The organism is Salmonella bongori NCTC 12419, assembly GCF_000252995.1.
GTDB lineage: Bacteria > Pseudomonadota > Gammaproteobacteria > Enterobacterales > Enterobacteriaceae > Salmonella > Salmonella bongori.
This window is the reverse complement of record NC_015761.1, coordinates 3,028,724-3,050,035: the sequence shown is the minus strand read 5'-3', so window position 1 is coordinate 3,050,035 and position 21,312 is coordinate 3,028,724. Positions and strand designations below refer to the sequence as shown.

General features: G+C 53.1%; 17 protein-coding genes and 1 pseudogene. 8 read left to right on the top strand and 10 right to left on the bottom strand.

The annotated features are described in order from the left end of the window. Nucleotides 1–25: 25 nt before the first annotated feature. Nucleotides 26–1,918 carry a DNA topoisomerase IV subunit B gene (gene parE / locus SBG_RS14340; RefSeq protein ID WP_000195314.1) on the top strand — a complete coding sequence of 631 codons (1,893 nt, stop codon included), beginning with the start codon at nt 26–28 and terminating at the stop codon, nt 1,916–1,918. A gap of 125 nt (nt 1,919–2,043) precedes the next feature. Here the strand turns inward: parE and SBG_RS14335 are convergent, their stop codons facing one another. The 4 genes from SBG_RS14335 to qseB form a co-directional block, all read right to left on the bottom strand. Further along, on the bottom strand, nt 2,044–2,358 hold the full coding sequence (locus tag SBG_RS14335) for a putative quinol monooxygenase (RefSeq protein WP_000958591.1): 315 nt from the start codon (nt 2,356–2,358) through the stop codon (nt 2,044–2,046). 30 nt (nt 2,359–2,388) lie between these two features. After that, entirely contained in the window at nt 2,389–2,970 is a 582-nt protein-coding gene (locus tag SBG_RS14330) for an NAD(P)H-dependent oxidoreductase (RefSeq protein WP_000065409.1), read from the bottom strand. Nucleotides 2,971–3,076: 106 nt separating this feature from the next. Then, complete coding sequence (qseC, locus tag SBG_RS14325; protein WP_000779322.1) at nt 3,077–4,426, bottom strand: quorum sensing histidine kinase QseC; 1,350 nt, start codon at nt 4,424–4,426, stop codon at nt 3,077–3,079. Then, on the bottom strand, nt 4,423–5,082 hold the full coding sequence (gene qseB, locus SBG_RS14320; RefSeq protein ID WP_001221570.1) for a quorum sensing response regulator transcription factor QseB: 660 nt from the start codon (nt 5,080–5,082) through the stop codon (nt 4,423–4,425). The genes qseC and qseB overlap by 4 nt, the downstream gene beginning before the upstream one ends. A 151-nt stretch (nt 5,083–5,233) precedes the next feature. Here qseB and SBG_RS14315 point away from each other — a divergent pair, with 151 nt between their 5' ends. The 5 genes from SBG_RS14315 to SBG_RS14295 all read left to right on the top strand — a co-directional run bounded on the left by SBG_RS14315 (nt 5,234) and on the right by SBG_RS14295 (nt 12,779). Beyond that, a complete protein-coding gene (locus SBG_RS14315; protein ID WP_000731636.1) occupies nt 5,234–5,626 on the top strand; it encodes a YgiW/YdeI family stress tolerance OB fold protein in 393 nt (130 codons plus the stop codon). Between the two features lie 129 nt (nt 5,627–5,755). Continuing rightward, a complete protein-coding gene (gene parC / locus SBG_RS14310) occupies nt 5,756–8,014 on the top strand; it encodes a DNA topoisomerase IV subunit A (RefSeq protein ID WP_001293236.1) in 2,259 nt (752 codons plus the stop codon). Nucleotides 8,015–8,276: 262 nt separating this feature from the next. Beyond that, complete coding sequence (gene plsC / locus SBG_RS14305) at nt 8,277–9,014, top strand: 1-acylglycerol-3-phosphate O-acyltransferase (protein WP_000965704.1); 738 nt, start codon at nt 8,277–8,279, stop codon at nt 9,012–9,014. 72 nt (nt 9,015–9,086) lie between these two features. Beyond that, nucleotides 9,087–10,499 carry a cell division protein FtsP gene (gene ftsP, locus SBG_RS14300; RefSeq protein ID WP_000010664.1) on the top strand — a complete coding sequence of 471 codons (1,413 nt, stop codon included), beginning with the start codon at nt 9,087–9,089 and terminating at the stop codon, nt 10,497–10,499. Between the two features lie 108 nt (nt 10,500–10,607). Continuing rightward, complete coding sequence (locus SBG_RS14295) at nt 10,608–12,779, top strand: YgiQ family radical SAM protein (protein ID WP_001274463.1); 2,172 nt, start codon at nt 10,608–10,610, stop codon at nt 12,777–12,779. 137 nt (nt 12,780–12,916) lie between these two features. Here the strand turns inward: SBG_RS14295 and SBG_RS14290 are convergent, their stop codons facing one another. The 4 genes and pseudogenes from SBG_RS14290 to yqhD form a co-directional block, all read right to left on the bottom strand. Next, a complete protein-coding gene (locus SBG_RS14290) occupies nt 12,917–13,378 on the bottom strand; it encodes an HIT family protein (protein ID WP_000128248.1) in 462 nt (153 codons plus the stop codon). 43 nt (nt 13,379–13,421) lie between these two features. Further along, a pseudogene (locus SBG_RS14285) lies at nt 13,422–14,907 on the bottom strand (DASS family sodium-coupled anion symporter). Between the two features lie 167 nt (nt 14,908–15,074). Continuing rightward, nucleotides 15,075–15,902 carry a 2,5-didehydrogluconate reductase DkgA gene (gene dkgA / locus SBG_RS14280; protein WP_000013105.1) on the bottom strand — a complete coding sequence of 276 codons (828 nt, stop codon included), beginning with the start codon at nt 15,900–15,902 and terminating at the stop codon, nt 15,075–15,077. Nucleotides 15,903–16,006: 104 nt separating this feature from the next. Beyond that, entirely contained in the window at nt 16,007–17,170 is a 1,164-nt protein-coding gene (yqhD, locus tag SBG_RS14275) for an alcohol dehydrogenase (protein ID WP_001058712.1), read from the bottom strand. A gap of 192 nt (nt 17,171–17,362) precedes the next feature. Here yqhD and SBG_RS14270 point away from each other — a divergent pair, with 192 nt between their 5' ends. Next, a complete protein-coding gene (locus SBG_RS14270) occupies nt 17,363–18,262 on the top strand; it encodes an AraC family transcriptional regulator (protein WP_020845255.1) in 900 nt (299 codons plus the stop codon). Between the two features lie 71 nt (nt 18,263–18,333). Here SBG_RS14270 and yghB read toward each other — a convergent pair whose 3' ends face one another. Together yghB and metC are read right to left on the bottom strand one after the other, a co-directional pair. Further along, entirely contained in the window at nt 18,334–18,993 is a 660-nt protein-coding gene (gene yghB / locus SBG_RS14265) for a DedA family general envelope maintenance protein YghB (RefSeq protein ID WP_000268438.1), read from the bottom strand. A 139-nt stretch (nt 18,994–19,132) separates the two neighbouring features. Then, a complete protein-coding gene (gene metC / locus SBG_RS14260; RefSeq protein ID WP_000130272.1) occupies nt 19,133–20,320 on the bottom strand; it encodes a cystathionine beta-lyase in 1,188 nt (395 codons plus the stop codon). 251 nt (nt 20,321–20,571) lie between these two features. On the opposite strand from metC, the gene exbB reads away from it, so the two are divergent. Continuing rightward, on the top strand, nt 20,572–21,306 hold the full coding sequence (exbB, locus tag SBG_RS14250; protein WP_000527855.1) for a tol-pal system-associated acyl-CoA thioesterase: 735 nt from the start codon (nt 20,572–20,574) through the stop codon (nt 21,304–21,306). Nucleotides 21,307–21,312 lie beyond the last annotated feature (6 nt).

Below are 21,312 nucleotides of genomic sequence, written 5' to 3'. Positions count from 1 at the left end.
ATCATTTCGAATTGCTAATTAAACCATGACGCAAACTTATAACGCTGATGCCATTGAGGTACTCACCGGGCTTGAGCCAGTACGCCGCCGCCCGGGGATGTACACCGACACGACTCGTCCTAATCATCTGGGGCAAGAGGTCATTGATAACAGTGTGGATGAAGCACTGGCGGGCCACGCTAAGCGCGTGGACGTGATCCTGCATGCCGATCAGTCACTGGAAGTCATTGACGATGGGCGAGGTATGCCGGTTGATATTCACCCTGAAGAAGGGGTACCGGCGGTGGAGCTGATTCTCTGCCGTCTGCATGCGGGCGGTAAGTTTTCCAATAAGAACTATCAGTTCTCCGGAGGCCTGCACGGAGTTGGGATCTCTGTCGTTAACGCCTTGTCTAAACGCGTGGAAGTGACCGTACGTCGTGATGGTCAGGTCTATAACATCGCGTTTGAAAATGGCGAGAAAGTACAGGATTTACAGGTAGTTGGTAGCTGCGGTAAGCGTAATACCGGCACCAGCGTTCACTTCTGGCCTGATGAAAGCTTCTTCGATAGTCCACGTTTTTCCGTCTCTCGCTTAACCCATGTTTTGAAGGCGAAAGCGGTGCTGTGCCCTAGCGTAGAAATCACCTTTAAAGATGAAGTAAACAACAGCGAGCAGCGTTGGTGTTACCAGGACGGGCTAAACGATTATCTGGGCGAAGCGGTAAACGGCCTGCCGACGCTACCGGAAAAACCGTTTATCGGTAATTTTAACGGCGAAACCGAAGCGGTAGACTGGGCGCTATTATGGCTGCCGGAAGGCGGCGAACTGTTAACGGAAAGCTACGTCAACCTGATCCCGACCATGCAGGGAGGTACACACGTTAACGGCTTGCGTCAGGGGTTACTTGACGCCATGCGTGAGTTTTGCGAATACCGTAATATCCTGCCGCGTGGCGTTAAGTTGTCGGCGGAAGATATCTGGGACCGCTGTGCTTATGTGCTTTCCGTGAAGATGCAGGACCCACAATTTGCCGGGCAGACCAAAGAGCGTCTTTCTTCCCGCCAGTGTGCCGCCTTTGTCTCCGGCGTGGTGAAAGATGCCTTCAGCCTGTGGCTAAACCAGAATGTCCAGGCCGCAGAAATGCTGGCGGAGATGGCGATCGCCAGCGCCCAGCGCCGTCTGCGCGCGGCGAAGAAAGTGGTGCGCAAAAAGCTGACCAGCGGCCCGGCATTACCGGGGAAACTGGCGGACTGTACCGCTCAGGATCTCAATCGTACTGAACTGTTTTTGGTGGAAGGAGATTCGGCGGGCGGCTCCGCCAAACAGGCGCGTGACCGTGAATATCAGGCGATCATGCCGCTGAAAGGTAAGATCCTCAATACCTGGGAAGTGTCCTCGGACGAAGTGTTGGCCTCGCAGGAAGTGCACGATATTTCGGTGGCGATCGGTATCGATCCGGACAGCGACGATCTAAGTCAGCTGCGTTACGGTAAGATCTGTATCCTTGCGGATGCCGACTCCGATGGTTTGCACATTGCCACGCTGCTATGTGCGCTATTTGTGAAGCACTTCCGTGCGCTGGTGAAAGAAGGCCATGTTTACGTGGCGCTGCCGCCGTTGTACCGTATCGACCTTGGCAAAGAGGTGTATTACGCGCTGACAGAAGAAGAAAAAGCGGGCGTGCTGGAGCAACTGAAGCGTAAGAAGGGCAAGCCGAACGTACAGCGTTTTAAAGGGCTGGGCGAAATGAACCCGATGCAGCTACGCGAAACCACGCTCGATCCGAACACGCGACGCCTGGTGCAGTTGATTATTGATGATGAAGACGACCAACGCACCAATGCGGTAATGGATATGCTGCTGGCGAAGAAGCGTTCCGAAGATCGCCGTAACTGGTTACAGGAAAAAGGCGATCTGGCGGATCTGGACGTGTAGCGGCCATTGAACGCTTTATCCGGTCTGCAAACCGTAGGCCGGATGAGCGAGGCGGCATCCGGCATTACGCCATAGCCTGATAACGACACAGGCGTAACTCATCAGGGCTACGCCAGGGGAATCACTTAAACGCCGGATTCCAGAATACGGATAGTCATTTCCAGTACATCGTCTTTTACCGCTTCGCTATAGGCCTGCATATGCGGGGTTTGCAGATGCGCCTCAAGGTGCGCAATACTTTCCCACTGTTCAATCATCACGATTGAGTCAGGCGCTACGGTCTGAAAACCGACGCTGGCGGCATGATCCACCATCGGCGCGTAGCCGTGGCAGCCCTCTTCTTTGAGGACGGTTGGAATGATTTTCGCAAACTGATCCAGGACGGCCTGACGATGATGTTGGCCCGGACGGGTACGGATTTCAGCAATAACAGTAAGCATGATTAACTCCTTCTAATTTCAGAGTCTTAGTTAAGCAAAAATTTCCGTCAGATGCTTGCGATATTCTGCGGTATAGCGTGGAACATCCGGCATTTTGATCACGTCATTGGCGATAAAGGTGGGCAGCGCTTCCATACCGAGGAACTGGTTTGCTTTGTGAAACGGCAGGTATACGCCGTCAACGCCGACGCCATGGAAGAACTGATCTTTATCGGTAAAAGCGTCCATTGGCGCGTTCCATGTCAGAGAAAGCATGTATTTTTTACCCTGCACCAGACCGCCGGAACCGTATTTTTTTGATGCGTCGGAACGGGTACGGCCATCGCTGGCGTACAGAGTACCGTGGCCTTCTGTGAACACGTCATCCATATACTTTTTCACTGTCCACGGCGCGCCCATCCACCAGCCCGGCATCTGCCAAATTACCACGTCAGCCCAGACAAACTTCTGCACCTCTTCTTTAATGTCGTAGTCGCTGTCGGCGCGGACGACCTTAACGTCATGTCCGAGGTCGCGTAGAAATCCATCAGCGATTTCGGTCAGGGTATCATTCAACTGACCGTTGGAGTGTGCGAATTTTTTCGCCCCGTTGATAATCAGGATATTGCTCATTTTGTGTCCTTAAGGAATGCGTTTGCTGCTGATTCTACGCTGACGGGCGGTGCGGTGAAATTAGCAAAATGTGCAAAGTCTTTTGCGTTTTTGGCAAAAATCTCTGCTACCAGCGTACTACAGCCTCAAATCCACCTTCCGCGGCGTTGCCAAACGACACCGTCATGCTGTGCAGCGTAGCGATGCGGCGAACTATCGATAGCCCCAGGCCGCTGCCGGTCACGCTTTGGCCCGGCGGACGGTAAAAGCGTTCGCCGATATGCGTCAGGATCTCTGGCGCCACACCGGGGCCGTTATCTCTGACGGTAAAGCTGCGGGCATGTAAGGTGACGTCGACAATGCTGCCCCGAGGACTATAGCGAATCGCGTTATCGAGCAGGTTACGCACCAACAGGCTCAAGAGTAGCGGCTGGCCGGTGCGTATGACGTTGTGGGCGTTGAGCTGTAAACGTACGTCGATATTTGCCTGCTGCGCCGGATGATAAATGTCCATTACGGCGGACTGCAGCAACTCTTCCAGCGAAATCTCCGCCACATCCTGTAAATTATCGAGTGAGTCGAGGCGCGATAACGTCAGGAGCTGATCGACCAGCCGTGTGGCGCGATCGATCCCCGCGTGGAGCTGGGTCAGCGCTTTATCCCGTGACAACGGATCGTCGCCTGAGAGTTGCGCTACCTCAGTTTGAACTTTCAGTGCAGCCAGCGGGCTACGTAATTCATGGGCGGCATCGGAGGTAAATCGTCGCTCGCGCACCATCATGGAGTGGATACGGCTAAAAAGCTGATTAAGCGCTTCGACCAGCGGACGAACCTCACTCGGTACGCCTTTGGCGTCGAGCGGCGTTTCCGATTCCGGAGAGCGGAAACGTAGTGCTTGCGCCAGTTTTTTTAATGGTCTGAGCTCACGGTGAAGTAGCAACAATAAAATCAATAGCATGAGTGGAAGGGCAACCAACCACGGCGTTAATTGCGCTGTGACGATTGCCAGCGCCATATCTTCGCGGTAATCCCACTCCTGACCGACAACGATACGATACTTACCATCTGCCGAGTTTAGCCACAAAAAACGCCAGAGGTCGTTATCATCCTTGAGATAACCATTGTCGAAACCTTCCCGACGATAGTGATATGGAATATCCTCGCCGTTATCGCCATCGTGCAGCAACATTTTGCCGTCGGTGGAAAAGATGGCGAACGCCAGGGCATCGTCATCAATATGCCCGTGTTTTAATTTTTTCGGCGTATGCGCCATGCGATGCGGCGCGTTGATCTCGTTAAGATCAAGGGTGCTGAGCCGCCTGGCGAACAGCATCAATTGCGTGTCAAACAACTCGTCGACATTATCTGTCGTCTTTCTCCAGGCCACAAAACTGGAAATTGCCCAGGTGATTGAGACCAGAATGAGAAAAATAAGCGTCAGCCTGACGCGCAGACTAAGACGTTGCGTCAATTTCATGCCTCACCCAGGGTGTAGCCAATACCGTGTACGGTGCGAATAAATTCGCTGCCGAGCTTACGGCGTAAATGATGAACATGGACTTCCACCGCATTACTGGAGACATCGTCGTCCCAGTTATACAGTTTCTCTTCAATAAGCTTGCGCGGCAACACGCGACCTTTGTTACGCATTAACAATTCCAGCAACGCGAACTCTTTCGGTTTCAGGGTTAAAGGTTCGTCGGCAAGTGTTGCGATCAGATTGCCCGGATTAAGCGTAACCTGACCGTGCCGCAGTTCGCTACTCGCCTGGCCGCTGGCGCGGCGTATCAGCGCCTCCAGACGGGCGGCGACCTCAATGAGCGCAAAAGGTTTACATAAATAGTCATCGGCACCCAGACGCAGCCCCTCGACGCGCTCTGCTAACGCGTCGCGCGCTGTGAGGATCAGCACTGGTTCTTGTTTTCCCTTTTCACGCCATTCGCGCAAAATATCCCGTCCGTCCATGCCTGGTAGGGTCAAATCTAAAATAACCGCATCATAAGGCGCGCTGTAAAGCGCCTCCTTGCCCGGGCGACCCTCAGTAAACCAGTCGACGCTGAATCCCATTTTACTTAGACCCGCTTTTATACCATCGCCGATAAGTGTGTCGTCTTCTACCAGTAAAATTCGCATCTGTTCTTCCCTGCGGTAACTCGCGTTACTATCAGTTAACCTTGTCGCCACAGGCGATGTACAGAAAAAAAGAATCTTTTTTTGCCTTAAGAAGTTGTTAAGGATTACCTTATTAAATGGATCTGAAACGACATAAAAGGGAGAAGTAATCATGAAAAAATTAGCTGCAATGGTTGCCGTCATGGCATTGTGTTCTACTCCGGTTCTGGCGGCTCAGCAGGGTGGTTTCTCCGGCCCGTCGGCGACGCAAACGCAAGGCGGCGGATTTGTCGGTCCGAACGGCAGCAGTACAACAGTAGAGAGCGCTAAATCTCTGCGTGATGATGCGTGGGTAACGCTGCGCGGGAATATCGTCAAGCGTATTTCCGATGACCTGTATCTGTTTAAAGATGCTACCGGTACGATCAATGTGGATATCGACCACAAGCGCTGGAACGGCCTGACCGTGGGCCCGCAGGATACCGTTGAAATTCAGGGCGAAGTGGATAAAGACTGGAACTCCGTTGAAATTGACGTGAAACAGATCTCCAAAGTCGCTAAATAAACCCCATCAGGGCCGCGTTCGCGGCCCTTTTCTTTGTGACTCAACGCGCCAGATAGGGTAGTATCTGCGGCAATATTGCCTGAGAGATACCGGGTATTGTTCGGGCTAACAGTTGAGGAATCACAATCAATGAGCGAGATGGCAGAGCGCCTTGCGCTGCATGAATTCACGGAAACGGCCTATCTGAATTATTCCATGTACGTCATCATGGACAGGGCGTTGCCGTTTATTGGCGATGGTCTGAAACCCGTTCAGCGTCGCATCGTCTACGCGATGTCGGAACTGGGCCTTAACGCCAGCGCTAAGTTTAAAAAATCCGCCCGTACCGTCGGTGACGTGTTGGGTAAATACCATCCTCACGGCGACAGCGCTTGCTATGAAGCGATGGTGCTGATGGCGCAGCCGTTTTCTTACCGATATCCGCTGGTAGATGGACAGGGAAACTGGGGAGCGCCTGACGATCCGAAATCGTTCGCCGCGATGCGTTACACCGAGTCCCGTCTGTCAAAATATGCGGAAGTCCTGCTCGGCGAACTCGGACAGGGAACGGCAGACTGGGTGCCTAACTTCGACGGCACCCTGCAGGAGCCGAAAATGTTACCGGCGCGTCTGCCGAATATTCTGCTTAACGGCACGACTGGTATCGCCGTTGGGATGGCGACGGACATTCCTCCGCATAACCTGCGCGAAGTCGCGAAGGCTGCTATCACGCTGATTGAACAGCCGAAAACGACGCTGGAGCAGTTACTGGATATTGTCCAGGGGCCGGATTACCCGACGGAAGCGGAAATCATCACCTCTCGTGCTGAAATTCGTAAGATTTATGAAAACGGGCGCGGTTCTGTGCGGATGCGCGCCGTATGGACTAAAGAAGACGGCGCCGTGGTCATCACCGCGCTGCCGCATCAGGTGTCTGGCGCGAAAGTGCTGGAGCAAATCGCCGCGCAGATGCGTAATAAAAAACTGCCGATGGTGGACGATCTGCGCGATGAGTCGGATCATGAAAACCCGACGCGTTTGGTGATTGTGCCGCGCTCCAACCGCGTGGATATGGAACAGGTGATGAACCATCTGTTTGCCACTACCGATCTGGAAAAAAGCTACCGTATCAACCTGAACATGATTGGCCTTGACGGGCGTCCGGCGGTAAAAAACCTGCTGGAGATCCTTACCGAATGGCTGATATTCCGTCGTGATACGGTGCGTCGTCGTCTGAACTATCGTCTGGAAAAAGTCCTTAAGCGCCTGCACATCCTCGAAGGTTTGCTGGTGGCGTTTCTTAATATCGACGAAGTGATTGAGATTATCCGTACTGAAGACGAGCCGAAACCCGCGCTAATGTCGCGGTTCGGTATCACTGAAACGCAGGCGGAAGCGATCCTCGAACTGAAACTGCGCCATCTCGCCAAACTGGAAGAGATGAAAATCCGCGGCGAGCAGGATGAGCTGGAAAAAGAGCGTGACCAATTGCAGGGCATTCTCGCTTCCGAACGCAAAATGAATACCTTGCTGAAAAAAGAGCTGCAGGCGGATGCCGATGCCTACGGCGATGATCGCCGTTCTCCGCTGCACGAGCGCGAAGAAGCTAAAGCAATGAGCGAGCACGATATGCTGCCGTCAGAACCGGTAACTATTGTGTTGTCGCAGATGGGCTGGGTGCGTAGCGCCAAAGGTCATGACATCGATGCACAGGGGCTGAACTATAAAGCGGGTGATAGCTTTAAAGCCGCGGTGAAAGGTAAGAGTAATCAGCCGGTGGTGTTTATTGATACCACCGGGCGCAGCTATGCGGTTGATCCTATTACTTTACCGTCGGCACGCGGGCAGGGCGAACCTCTGACCGGCAAACTGACGCTGCCGCCGGGGGCGACCGTAGAGCATATGTTGATGGAAGGTGATGACCAGAAACTGCTGATGGCGTCGGATGCGGGCTACGGCTTCGTGTGTACATTTAACGATCTGGTCGCGCGTAATCGCGCGGGTAAAACGCTGATTTCATTGCCGGAAAATGCTCACGTCATGCCACCTGTCGTGATTGAAGACGAAAGCGATATGCTACTGGCGATTACCCAGGCCGGGCGTATGTTGATGTTCCCGGTAGACTCTCTGCCGCAACTGTCGAAGGGCAAAGGGAATAAGATTATTAATATTCCGTCTGCGGAAGCGGCGAAAGGCGATGATGGACTGGCGCACCTGTACGTACTCCCGCCGCAAAGTACGCTGACCATTCACGTCGGGAAGCGCAAAATCAAATTGCGTCCTGAAGAGCTACAGAAGGTGGTCGGCGAACGCGGACGCCGCGGCACATTAATGCGCGGCCTGCAACGTATCGATCGTATTGAGATTGACTCGCCGCATCGCGCGCGTCACGGCGACAGCGAAGAGTAAGATGTTGTAACCCGTAGGCCGTAGGCCGGATAAGGCATTTATGTCGCCATCCGGCACTCTTCCGTTGCCGGATGGTGACGCAGTCGCGTCTTATCCGGCCTACGGTTTCAAATCGGATTAACATTAAAATTTCCCGTAAAACCGTTGTTTATTCGTGCATTGCGATTAACAATACGTTTTCCAGAGAGCCACACTTACTAAAATCCTAACCTGAATGTCAGGTGACGTAGAATGCCGGGCTCTTAGGCCTTCAGAGGGTGTTATGCTATATATTTTTCGTCTTATTATTACCGTTATTTATTCCATTCTGGTCTGTATTTTCGGGTCTATTTACTGCCTTTTCAGTCCACGTAACCCGAAACATGTGGCGACGTTTGGGCATATGTTCGGTCGTCTGGCTCCGCTGTTTGGCCTGAAAGTGGAGTGCCGTAAGCCTGCAGATGCGGAAAGCTATGGTAATGCTATCTATATTGCCAACCATCAGAATAACTATGACATGGTAACGGCATCGAACATTGTTCAGCCGCCAACCGTCACGGTGGGGAAAAAAAGCCTGGTGTGGATCCCCTTTTTTGGCCAGCTCTATTGGCTAACGGGTAACCTGCTGATTGACCGCAACAACCGCGCCAAAGCCCACAGCACGATTGCGGCAGTGGTTAACCATTTTAAAAAACGCCGTATTTCCATCTGGATGTTTCCAGAAGGTACGCGGAGCCGGGGACGCGGTTTGCTGCCGTTTAAAACTGGCGCATTCCATGCAGCAATCGCCGCTGGTGTGCCTATCATTCCGATCTGCGTCTCCAACACCTCCGGGAAAGTCAACCTGAACCGCCTTAATAACGGGCTGGTGATTGTGGAAATGCTGCCGCCGGTCGACGTCAGCGAATACGGTAGAGATCAGGTTCGCGAGCTGGCGGCCCACTGCCGCGCGTTAATGGAGCAAAAAATCGCTGAACTTGATAAAGAGGTTGCGGAACGTGAAGCGGCCGGTAAGGTTTAAGCGGTCTCACTCTGTTATTGTAGACATCATTTTTCAGGCACTACTCTTTAGCCAGTTTTACATGGAGCTTATATGTCATTCAGTCGGCGTCAGTTTCTTCAGGCATCGGGAATCGCACTGTGTGCAGGCACGATTCCCCTCAGGGCGAATGCTGCCGGTCAGCAACAGCCGTTGCCTGTTCCGCCGTTGCTGGAGTCCCGTCGCGGACAGCCGCTATTTATGACGCTACAACGAGCGCACTGGTCCTTCACGCAAGGCACGCGCGCGCCAGTCTGGGGAGTGAACGGTCGTTATCTGGGGCCGACTATCCGCGTCTGGAAAGGCGATGACGTTAAACTCATCTATAGCAACCGTCTGGCGGAAAATGTCTCTATGACCATTGCTGGTTTGCTGGCGCCGGGGCCGCTGATGGGCGGCCCGGCACGTATGATGTCGCCAAACGCGGACTGGGCGCCCGTATTGCCGATTCGCCAGAGCGCCGCGACACTGTGGTATCATGCCAATACACCTAACCGGACCGCACAGCAGGTCTATAACGGCCTGGCCGGAATGTGGCTGGTGGAGGATGAGGTCAGCAAATCGCTGCCGATCCCCAACCACTATGGCGTGGATGACTTTCCCGTCATTATTCAGGATAAGCGGCTGGATAACTTCGGTACGCCAGAGTACAGCGAACCGGGCAGCGGCGGTTTTGTTGGCGATACGCTGCTGGTAAACGGCGCGCAAAGCCCTTATGTAGAAGTTTCCCGCGGCTGGGTACGGCTGCGGTTGTTGAACGCTTCAAACTCGCGTCGCTATCAGTTGCAAATGAGCGATGGCCGGGCGCTGCACGTTATTTCAGGCGATCAGGGCTTTTTACCTGCGCCGGTGTCAGTCAAACAGTTGTCACTGGCGCCCGGTGAGCGACGTGAAATCCTGGTCGATATGACCAATGGTGATGAAGTGTCCATCACCTGTGGGGAGGCGGCCAGCATTGTCGACCGGATTCGCGGTTTCTTTGAACCCTCCAGTATTCTGGTATCTACCCTGGTACTAACGCTGCGGCCAACCGGATTGCTGCCGTTGGTGACTGATAATCTACCCATGCGCCTGCTGCCGACGGAGATCATGAGCGGTGCGCCGATCCGCAGCCGGGACATCAGTCTTGGCGACGATCCGGGGATTAACGGTCAGTTATGGGATGTCAACCGCATTGACATTACCGCCCAGCAAGGCACCTGGGAGCGCTGGACGGTACGCGCCGATATGCCGCAGTCGTTCCATATTGAAGGCGTTTCTTTCCTGATTCGCAACGTTAACGGCGCCATGCCGTTTCCGGAAGATCGAGGCTGGAAAGATACTGTTTGGGTGGACGGCCAGGTTGAATTGCTGGTCTACTACGGTCAGCCATCCTGGCCGCATTTCCCGTTCTATTTCAACAGTCAGACGCTGGAAATGGCCGATCGCGGATCGATTGGGCAGATGCTGGTCAACCCGGCGCCGTAATCCTTTTCTCGCCCGTCAGGGCGAGAGGTGAATACCTTTCGATTTATCCTTCGTTCCGGCTTATAATCCCCGGCCTTTGATTATTTTTTTACCACTTTGGGAAGCATTATGAGCGCAATATCCCTGATCCAACCGGATCGCGACCTTTTCTCCTGGCCGCAGTACTGGGCCGCCTGTTTTGGGCCCGCGCCGTTTTTGCCGATGTCACGTGATGAAATGGATCAACTTGGCTGGGATAGCTGCGACATTATTTTGGTGACGGGCGACGCGTATGTCGATCATCCAAGCTTTGGCATGGCCATTTGTGGTCGTATGCTGGAAGCACAGGGTTTCCGTGTAGGGATCATTGCCCAGCCGGACTGGAACAGCAAAGATGACTTTATGCGTCTGGGTAAGCCGAATCTGTTTTTCGGCGTCACCGCGGGTAACATGGATTCGATGATTAACCGCTATACCGCTGATCGCCGTCTGCGCCATGATGACGCCTATACACCGGATAACGTGGCGGGAAAGCGCCCGGATCGCGCTACCCTGGTTTACACCCAGCGCTGTAAAGAGGCGTGGAAAGATGTGCCGGTGATCCTCGGCGGGATCGAAGCCAGCCTGCGCCGTACCGCACATTACGATTACTGGTCTGACACCGTACGCCGCTCAGTATTAGTCGACTCCAAAGCCGACATGTTGATGTTCGGCAACGGCGAACGTCCGCTGGTGGAGGTCGCGCACCGTCTGGCGATGGGCGAAACCATCGATCAGATTCGCGATGTGCGTAATACCGCGATTATGGTCAAAGAAGCCTTGCCTGGCTGGAGCGGCGTGGATTCCACTCGCCTGGACACGCCGGGGAAAATTGATCCGATCCCACATCCGTATGGTGAGGACTTGCCGTGTGCGGATAATAAGCCGGTCGCGCCGAAAAAGCAGGAGGCGAAGGCGATTACCGTGCAGCCGCCGCGTCCGAAGCCGTGGGAAAAAACATACATCCTGTTGCCGTCCTTTGAAAAAGTGAAGGGCGATAAGGTACTGTACGCACACGCTTCGCGTATTCTGCATCACGAAACTAACCCCGGCTGCGCCCGGGCACTGATGCAAAAACATGGCGACCGCTATGTCTGGATTAACCCGCCTGCGATCCCGCTGTCCACTGAAGAGATGGATAGCGTGTTTGCACTGCCATACAAGCGTGTACCGCACCCGGCTTACGGTAATGCCCGCATTCCGGCTTATGAGATGATCCGCTTTTCGATCAATATCATGCGTGGCTGTTTTGGCGGGTGCTCTTTCTGCTCGATCACTGAACATGAAGGGCGCATCATTCAGAGCCGCTCGGAAGACTCCATCATCAATGAGATCGAAGCTATCCGCGATACGGTGCCGGGGTTTACCGGCGTGATCTCCGATCTGGGCGGACCTACGGCCAACATGTACATGCTGCGCTGTAAGTCGCCGCGCGCAGAACAGACCTGCCGTCGCCTGTCATGCGTCTATCCGGATATCTGTCCGCATATGGATACTGACCATACGCCGACAATTAATCTCTATCGCCGCGCTCGCGAGCTGAAAGGTATTAAGAAAATTTTAATTGCCTCCGGCGTACGCTATGACATTGCCGTGGAAGATCCTCGCTATATTAAAGAGCTGGCGAGCCATCATGTGGGCGGCTATCTGAAGATTGCGCCGGAGCATACCGAAACAGGCCCGCTGTCGAAAATGATGAAGCCGGGTATGGGCAGCTATGATCGTTTTAAGGAGCTATTTGACCTTTACTCTAAACAGGCAGGGAAAGAGCAGTATCTGATCCCGTATTTCATCTCCGCCCATCCGGGAACACGGGATGAAGATATGGTCAATCTGGCGCTGTGGCTGAAACGCCACCGCTTCCGTTTGGATCAGGTGCAGAACTTCTATCCGTCGCCGCTGGCGAACTCGACCACCATGTATTACACCGGCAAAAACCCGCTGGGTAAGATTGGCTATAAGAGTGAAGAGGTTGTGGTGCCTAAGGGTGACAAACAGCGCCGTCTGCATAAGGCGCTGCTGCGCTATCACGATCCGGCGAACTGGCCAATCATTCGCCAGGCCCTGGAAGCGATGGGGAAAAAGCATCTGATCGGCGGTCGCCGTGAATGCCTGGTGCCCGCGCCAACCCTTGAAGAGATGCGTGAAGCGCGCCGCCAGAACCGCCATACTCGCCCGGCGTTGACTAAACATACGCCGGTGGCGCATCAGCGGCAGGGACTTGCCGCCAACAAGAAGCGCGGTAAGGTTACCGATCGTTAAGGAAATCGCCCGGTGGCGCTGGTGTTTACCGGGCCTACTGTCTATAGGGAAGCCGCCATCCGGCGATTATTTTGCCTGATGGCGCTGCGCTTATCAGGTCTACAGTTCAACCCAGGCCGAACGCCATCCGGCAACGATTACACCTGGACTTGTCGAATTCTGGCCGCCAGCGCGGCCAGTTTTTCATCATCCGCCCGTTCATGATCATGCGATGAGAGATATCCCTCGTAGCGCTCGAAAAATTTATTCTGTCGCGATTCGATAGGCTTCCATTCGCTCAGATTAGCTGTGCCGTGCATCGGACTTAGCTTACTGTGTACATGATCGACGCCAAATCCCTCAAAAAACATCCCGGTACGGCCCACGTCCACAAATGCCTTATCCAGTAGCTTCGCCACTTTTTGCGTCGCCAGCATCAGATCCGCCAGCGCCTGCGGTGGCAGATCGAACGCGTAGCTGGGGTAATGTTTTTTCGGGATCACCACGGTAAACCCATCGGTATTCGGAAAAATGGATAAAAAAGCCAGGTGATGCTCATCTTCCCAAACTTTATGACAAGGCGCTTTATTTTCAACTATTTGACAGAAAATGCAGGTCATTCCATTTCTCCGTTAACCGAGAGGCTATCGATGCGTTTTGCGTTTAATACAGCCCTAACACTTTCCACCATGCGAGGCCGACTGTCAAAAAGACCGCCTGGTTAAAGAGGCTGATAATAAAACCGGTTCGCCACCAGACGCCCGTCGGCACGTAGCCGGCGCCAAACAGAATGGGGCCGCGTGCGTGCGTATACTGAGTAAGAGAACAGTACAGGCTACTGGTAAACGCCAGCATGAGCGCCATCGGCGCTGGCGGGATATTCAGATGCAGACCAACGCCCAGGAATACCGCATACAGCGCGGCGATTTGCGCGTTGCCGCTGGCGAAAAAGTAGTGGGTATAAAAATAGGCGGCGTTAAGCAGCAGCAGGATGATTATCCAACTGGTTCCGTGCATTGTACTGCCGATGCTGTCGCCAATCAGATTGCCAAACCAGCTGGTGAAACCTAGTTTTTTCAACTGGTTAGCCATCATTAGCAGAGCGGCGAACCAAATTAACGTATCCCAGGCGCCTTTCTCACTTTTCACGTCTTCCCAGGTGAGCACGCCGCTTAGCAATAAAATTGAGAGTCCGACGAAAGAGGCGGTAGTGGCATCCACGCCGAGCGTGTCGCCAAAAATCCACAGTACCAGTAAAACGCCGACGGTGGCGAGCATTAGCCATTCGCCGCGCGCCATACTGCCCATTTGCGCCAGCTCTTTGCGCGCCAGCTCCGGCGCATCCGGTGTGTGTTTAATCTCCGGACGCGTCAACCAGTAGACCAGCAGTGGGACGATAAGGAGAGAGACCAGGCAAGGCAGAAGCGCCGCCATAAACCAGCTTCCCCAGTTCAGCGTCACGCCAGCGTTCGCCGCCAGTTTTACCGCCAGCAGATTGCCCGTATAACCCGTCATAAACAGCGCGGCAGTGACGTCATTCACGTTGCCAATACAGGTGATTAAAAAGGTTCCGATCTTGCTGCGAGATTCATCTTCCGGATGCGAATTAAAGCTACGCGCCAGCGAGTCGGCAATGGGGTATATCACGCCGCCACAGCGCGCGGTGTTGCTGGGCATCGCGGGGGAGAGAATCAGGTCGGCAAACGCCAGGCCGTAGGCCAAACCCAGGGTGCGCTTACCTAACAGACGAATCATTTGTAGGGCGATGCGTCGTCCGAGCCCGGTTTTGATAAACCCGCGGGCAATCATAAAGGCGACGACGATAAGCCAGATCAGCGAACTGTTCAGCTCGCTCAACGCTGTGGTAATCGCGCCACTGGCCGTTTTGTCACCGGCGGCATAGGCGAGCGCAAAGACGGTGATGCCGATAATACCGACCGCGCCAATGGGCAGTACTTTCGCCACGATTGAGGCGATCGTCGCCACGAAAATAATTGCGGAATGCCAGGCCGGCGCGCTTAAGCCAGAAGGGGGCGTAAGCTGCCACAATCCGGCGGCGATCAGTATAATAACAATTAATGGGAGCCATTTGACGCCCTGAGATTTTTTTTCCGCCACAATCACACATCCATAAATATTTTATATATATCCAGTAAATTCATAATTAATATGAATAAATATTCACAAAATCAGAATAATGCTGCGCTTGTGTGTGGGGAAAATACACTGATAAATGCGCGTTAATTGTTTCTTAATATGTCTGAATGCAAAAAAGCCCGACGGGATCGCCGGGCCTGAAGAGGAATAAATAATAAGTTAGCCGCCGAACTGATCCGGATCGGGGCCAAGACGTTTTCCTTGATCCAGTTTTGCGATTTCGCTTAATTCATCTTTATCGAGACGGAAATCCCAGACAGCAAAGTTTTCCGCAATACGAGATGGAGTAACGGATTTTGGGATCACGACCAGTCCGCAGTCCAGATGCCAGCGAATCACGATCTGGGCAGGCGTTTTGCCATATTTATCCGCCAGCTCGCGAATCACTTTCTGATCGAATACGCCTTCGCCGCCCTGCGCCAGCGGACTCCAGGACTCGGTCTGGATTTTATGTGTCGCATTCCACGCATGTAGCTGTCGCTGCTGCATCAGAGGGTGTAACTCTATCTGGTTAATCACCGGGGTAACGCCAGTTTCATCAATCAGGCGCTGGAGGTGAGGGATCTGAAAGTTACAGACTCCTATACTCTTTACCAGTCCCTCTTTTTGCAGATCGATCATACCCTGCCAGGCTTCCACATAGTGGTCGATAGCCGGAACGGGCCAGTGCATCAGATAGAGATCGAGATAATCAAGCTGGAGTTTTCTCAGACTTTCCTGCAACGCTTCACGGGGACGTTTCTGATCGTCATTCCACAACTTGGTGGTGATAAACAGCTCATCCCGCGCGACGCTCGCTTCTTTTATCGCTTTGCCGACGCCTTCTTCATTCTGATACGCTGTGGCGGTATCAATCGAGCGATAACCCACCTCCAGCGCTTTATGAATCGCGGTGATCACCTCTTCATTGCTTGCTTTCCAGACGCCCAGCCCAAGTTGCGGCATTACGTTGCCATCCTGTAGCCTGATAATGGTTGGATTAGCCATGATGTGTTCCTCTTTTAATTGACTCGCCGGAACCTGCCCGGCGAGACTAAGTGACTTAAGTCTGGACGAAATGGCCAAAAACGAAAGCCAGAGGCGAAAAAACCTTAGCGTGCCGCTTCATAAATCCGACGGCTGACTTCCAGCGTAATATCCTGATTTTCGCCTAAATTTGTGCAACCATGCGCCTCCAGTTTGGCCAGTAATGCTGGAATAGAACTGCCATCCAGACTGTAATCGGACAGACGGGTCGGTACGCCCATTTGTTCAAAGAAACGGCGGGTGGCGGCAATAGCAGCATCAATGCGCTCGTCGTCGGAACCGGTAGTGATATTCCATACACGTTCCGCGTATTGCAGGAGTTTTGTGCGTTTAACATCGCGTTTTTCGTTCCACAGCGCAGGTAGAATGATAGCCAGAGTCTGGGCATGATCGAGACCGTGCATCGCTGTAAGCTCATGACCCAGCATATGTGTTGCCCAGTCCTGCGGGACGCCAGCACCAATCAGGCCATTCAGCGCCTGGGTAGCGGCCCACATCACGTTAGCGCGGACGTCATAATTTTCAGGCTCTTGCAGCGCTTTTGGACCTTCTTCGATGAGCGTGAGTAAGATGCCTTCGGCGAAACGATCCTGAATTTTGCCGTTAACCGGATAAGTAACGTACTGTTCAACGGTGTGGACGAAAGCATCCACGACGCCATTCGCAACCTGGCGCGGCGGTAATGTATAAGTGTAGACCGGGTCCAGTACGGCAAACACCGGTTGCACGAACGAGGAGTGGAAGGCCTGTTTGTCGCCAGTGGTTTTACGGGAAATGACGGCGCCGGCGTTCGATTCTGAGCCGGTTGCCGGTAGGGTCAGCACAGACCCCATCGGGATTGCGTCACGAATCTCAGCACCGCCAGTTTCCAGAATGTGCCATGGATCGACGCCGTCCGCATACTGCGCCGCTGCGGCAATAAATTTGGTGCCATCCAGTACAGAACCGCCGCCCACAGCCAGCAGGAACGTAATATTCTCGTCGCGCACAAGTTGAACGGCCTTCATCAGCGTTTCGTATGACGGGTTCGGTTCAATACCGCCAAACTCGCGAACGTCCAGCCCCTTTAACGCTTCCTGTACCTGCGCCAGTACGCCGGTCTTTTTCACGCTACCGCCGCCATAGGTAATCAGCACGCGGGCGTCCTGCGGGATCTGATCGCGGAGATCGACGATAGCGCCTTTACCAAACAGGATGCGAGTGGGGGTATGTAATTTAAAATTGTTCATGGCTCATTCCCTTATGTGGGTAAAAAGAGGGCAGGCGGTTGTCTGCCTGATGGCCATCATTGTGGTCTTATGGGGAGGACCTCTCAATGCTCATTTCTGCCAATGTTTTGCCTATTTCTCCAGAATGCTGGAGAAAATTGCTAAAAATGCGCACAATCCGGCGGAGTAGATTTGATAAAAAGATGGCGTGTTATGAATCGTGAAGCAATTTGCTTACAGCTGGCGGATAAAATTAATTATTTGAAAAATAATGATAAAAAAATTAGTGAGCGGCTGTCGGGTATTCGTCTGTTATATGGTGTTGAACCGGGGCCGCGTACGCCGGTCATGTATCAGCCTGGCATCATATTTCTCTTTTCCGGGCATAAAATTGGCTATATCAACGAACGCGAGTTTCGCTACGATGCTAACGAATATCTCTTACTGACCGTACCGCTCCCTTTTGAATGCGAAACCTACGCGACGCCAGAGGTGCCGCTGGCGGGGATTCGGCTTGATATTGATATGCTGCAATTGCAAGAGCTGCTTATGGACATTGGCGAAGATGAGCGTTTCCAGCGTCCGGTGGCCGCCAGCGGGATTAACTCCGCCACGCTGTCGGACGAGATTTTATGCGCGGTGGAAAGATTGCTTGATGTGATGGAACGTCCGCTGGATGCGCGAATTCTGGGAAAACAAATTATTCGCGAAATTCTTTATCATGTCCTGATGGGGCCACGCGGCGGGGCGCTGCTTGCTCTGGTTAGCCGCCAGACGCACTTTAGCCTGATTAGCCGCGTACTTAAACAAATCGAAATGAAATACACCGAGAGCCTGAATGTTGAGCAACTGGCGGCGGAAGCAAACATGAGCGTATCGGCGTTTCATCATAATTTTAAGGCGGTTACCAGCACTTCGCCATTGCAGTATTTAAAAAGCTACCGACTACATAAGGCGCGGATGATGATGATTCATGACGGTATGAAAGCCAGCGCCGCAGCGATGCGGGTTGGCTATGAGAGCGCATCGCAATTTAGTCGGGAGTTTAAACGCTATTTTGGCCTTACGCCGGGCGAAGATGCGGCCCGAATGCGGACAATGCAAGGAAATTAGAGGCATCAGTCTGGTACAACTCAGCTAAGCACACAGGCAACGCCGGACCATTCAGGCCGGTCACCGGCAAATCAGGCGTTGCAATATTTCTTTTTAATCACGACAACCAGCGTACCTAATAGCCCGGCAACCAGCAGCGCGACGGGAAGGATCATCAAAAAGGTCATCACTTGATCTTCATGACGCTTCACAAATGGAATCATACTAAGCGCGTAGCCGAAGCTGGTCACGACGGTCACCCACAGCAGGCCGCTTAACCAGTTAAAAAACTGAAACCGACGGTTGGAAAGACCAGAAATACCCGCCATTGTCGGCAGTAGGGTACGTACAAACGCCAGAAAGCGCCCGGCAAGCAGCGCCAATAAACCGTGACGGTCAAACATGCAGGTCGCGCGCTGATGATATTTAACGGGAAGCTGCGCCAGCCAGCTTTTTACTGTACGCGTGTTACCGAGCCAGCGCCCCTGAATATAACTTAGCCAACAACCAAGGCTTGCTGCGGCGGTAAGAATGGCAATCGTCGGCAAAAAATGCATCACGTCCTGAGCGATTAGCGCACCCGCCAGCAGTAGCAGGCTGTCGCCGGGTAAGAAGGACGCCGGTAGCAGGCCATTTTCTAAAAATAGCGTGGCGAACATAACAAAGTAAACGACGCTAACAACATGTGGATTCGCCAGCGCGGCAAAATCATGTTGCCAGAGCGCGGCGATAATATCTTGAATGACAGCCATGAACTTTCCTGTGGAACAGCATTTACGCTTTTATCTGCCTATTGTACTCCTGAATCGTCCGGGATGCCTTGATCCCGGACGCAACAAACGCAGACTTTTCCATGGAAATTGTCTGCATATATGTCCATCCGTGGTAACTTTACACAATTCTGGCGAATCCGGCGGCTAAATCAGCCATTAAATCATCAACATTCTCTAAACCAATATGCACCCGGATCAGCGTACCGCTAAAATCTACGCCGCCTGCAGGGCGAATCGCGGCGATCTGTTCCGGTTGACTGGCGAGGATCAGCGATTCGTAGCCTCCCCAGGAATAGGCCATACTGAACAGCGAAAAGTTATCCAGATAAGCCGATAATTCCGCGTCGGTCAGCTTTTTATTGAGCACAAAAGAGAACAGGCCGCTGCTGCCTGTAAAGTCCCGTTTCCAGTACGCATGGCCTTTACTGCCCGGTAGCGCAGGATGATTCACACGCGTCACCTGCGGATGGTCTGCCAGCCATGCGGCGATTTTCAGGCTGCTTTCATGGTGCTGGCGTAGCCGGACGCCGAGCGTGCGCAGACCGCGACTGGTCATATAGGCCGTGTCGGCATCAAGCATTTGCCCCATCAGATAGGCGTTTTCCCGCAGTTGTTCCCAGCAACGCGCATTCGAAACAGCGGTACCGACCATAGCGTCAGAATGGCCAACCAGATACTTCGTACCTGCCTGGATAGAGATATCAATACCGAATTCCAGCGCGTTAAACAGAACGCCGGCCGCCCAGGTATTATCAATCATGATGACGGCGTCTGGCGCGACGTGTCTGACCGCACTGACAATGGTCGGAATATCATGTACTTCCATGGTAATAGAGCCGGGAGATTCCAGAAATACGACTTTCGTGTTCGGCTGAATATGATCAATGATATCGGCGCCGATGAGTGGGTCAAACCAACTGGTGGTGACGCCAAGCTTGCCGAGAATTTTACTACAGAAATCCTGGCTGGGTTCATAGGCCGTGTTAGTCATCAGGACATGGTCGCCCTGCTCAACAAACGCCAGGATGGTGTTGGCAACCGCCGCTGCACCGCAGGGGAAAAGCGCGCATCCGGCGCCGCCTTCCAGTTCGCACATGGCTTCCTGGAGCGAAAAATGCGTTAGCGTTCCCCGGCGTCCATAAAATAATTCGCCGTTGGCGCGATTGCGGGTGGCGTGCTTTTTGGCTTCGACGGTGTCAAATACCAGCGAAGAAGCGCGCTGAATCACACTATTCACTGAGCCAAGCGTGTATTTTTTGCTGCGTCCTGCGTTTACCAGTTTTGTATCCAGCTGTTTATCCGTCATGTTGAGTTACCTGATTTTATCCATCTGGATGTCTAAACTAACATGAATATGCCAATCTGCACCCTGGAGATGCGTGATAGAGACGAAAATTTTGTCAAAATAAAAACGGGTAACTTTTTTAATGCGTAAACGCAAAGAAAAAGCATCAACGTTGCGGCAGTATGTAAATAGTAATGAGAACGACTATCAATTCGACGTTGTTTTGATATTATTATGTTCAGATTTTGTGATTTGCGTCCTGGAGATACAGAGTGGGTAATAATTTGATGCAGACGGATCTTTCCGTCTGGGGTATGTATCAGCACGCCGACATTGTCGTGAAGTGCGTGATGATTGGTCTGATTCTGGCGTCGGTCGTCACCTGGGCTATCTTCTTCAGTAAAAGCGTGGAGTTCTTCTCCCAAAAGCGTCGATTAAAGCGTGAGCAACAGCAATTGGCCGACGCGCGTTCCTTAGATCAGGCTTCCGACATTGCGGCAGGTTTCAGCGCTAAAAGCCTGAGCGCGCAGCTCATTAATGAAGCGCAGAATGAACTGGAACTCTCTCAGGGCTGCGAAGACAACGAAGGAATTAAAGAACGCACCGGCTTCCGGCTGGAACGTCGTGTTGCGGCGGTTGGCCGATATATGGGACGAGGTAACGGTTATCTGGCGACGATCGGCGCTATCTCCCCGTTCGTTGGCCTGTTTGGTACTGTATGGGGCATTATGAATAGCTTTATCGGTATTGCGCAAACGCAGACCACTAACCTGGCGGTAGTCGCTCCGGGGATAGCGGAAGCGCTGCTGGCGACGGCAATTGGCCTGGTTGCTGCGATCCCGGCGGTGGTCATTTACAACATTTTCGCACGTCAGATCGGCAGCTACAAAGCGACGCTGGGCGACGTGGCGGCGCAGGTATTGCTGCTGCAAAGCCGTGATCTCGATCTGAATGCAAGCGCCAGTGCGCAGTCGGTGCGCGCCGCGCAGAAATTACGGGTAGGGTAATGCGTC

Coding starts and splice junctions, on each gene's coding strand:
- SBG_RS14270 (WP_020845255.1), top strand. CDS start 17,363: ATGAATCGTGAAGCAATTTGCTTACAGCTGGCGGATAAAATTAATTAT.
- yqhD (WP_001058712.1), bottom strand. CDS start 17,170: ATGAACAATTTTAAATTACATACCCCCACTCGCATCCTGTTTGGTAAA.
- SBG_RS14295 (WP_001274463.1), top strand. CDS start 10,608: ATGAGCGCAATATCCCTGATCCAACCGGATCGCGACCTTTTCTCCTGG.
- parE (WP_000195314.1), top strand. CDS start 26: ATGACGCAAACTTATAACGCTGATGCCATTGAGGTACTCACCGGGCTT.
- SBG_RS14315 (WP_000731636.1), top strand. CDS start 5,234: ATGAAAAAATTAGCTGCAATGGTTGCCGTCATGGCATTGTGTTCTACT.
- ftsP (WP_000010664.1), top strand. CDS start 9,087: ATGTCATTCAGTCGGCGTCAGTTTCTTCAGGCATCGGGAATCGCACTG.
- SBG_RS14290 (WP_000128248.1), bottom strand. CDS start 13,378: ATGACCTGCATTTTCTGTCAAATAGTTGAAAATAAAGCGCCTTGTCAT.
- SBG_RS14330 (WP_000065409.1), bottom strand. CDS start 2,970: ATGAGCAATATCCTGATTATCAACGGGGCGAAAAAATTCGCACACTCC.
- SBG_RS14335 (WP_000958591.1), bottom strand. CDS start 2,358: ATGCTTACTGTTATTGCTGAAATCCGTACCCGTCCGGGCCAACATCAT.
- metC (WP_000130272.1), bottom strand. CDS start 20,320: ATGACGGATAAACAGCTGGATACAAAACTGGTAAACGCAGGACGCAGC.
- qseC (WP_000779322.1), bottom strand. CDS start 4,426: ATGAAATTGACGCAACGTCTTAGTCTGCGCGTCAGGCTGACGCTTATT.
- dkgA (WP_000013105.1), bottom strand. CDS start 15,902: ATGGCTAATCCAACCATTATCAGGCTACAGGATGGCAACGTAATGCCG.
- parC (WP_001293236.1), top strand. CDS start 5,756: ATGAGCGAGATGGCAGAGCGCCTTGCGCTGCATGAATTCACGGAAACG.
- plsC (WP_000965704.1), top strand. CDS start 8,277: ATGCTATATATTTTTCGTCTTATTATTACCGTTATTTATTCCATTCTG.
- yghB (WP_000268438.1), bottom strand. CDS start 18,993: ATGGCTGTCATTCAAGATATTATCGCCGCGCTCTGGCAACATGATTTT.
- qseB (WP_001221570.1), bottom strand. CDS start 5,082: ATGCGAATTTTACTGGTAGAAGACGACACACTTATCGGCGATGGTATA.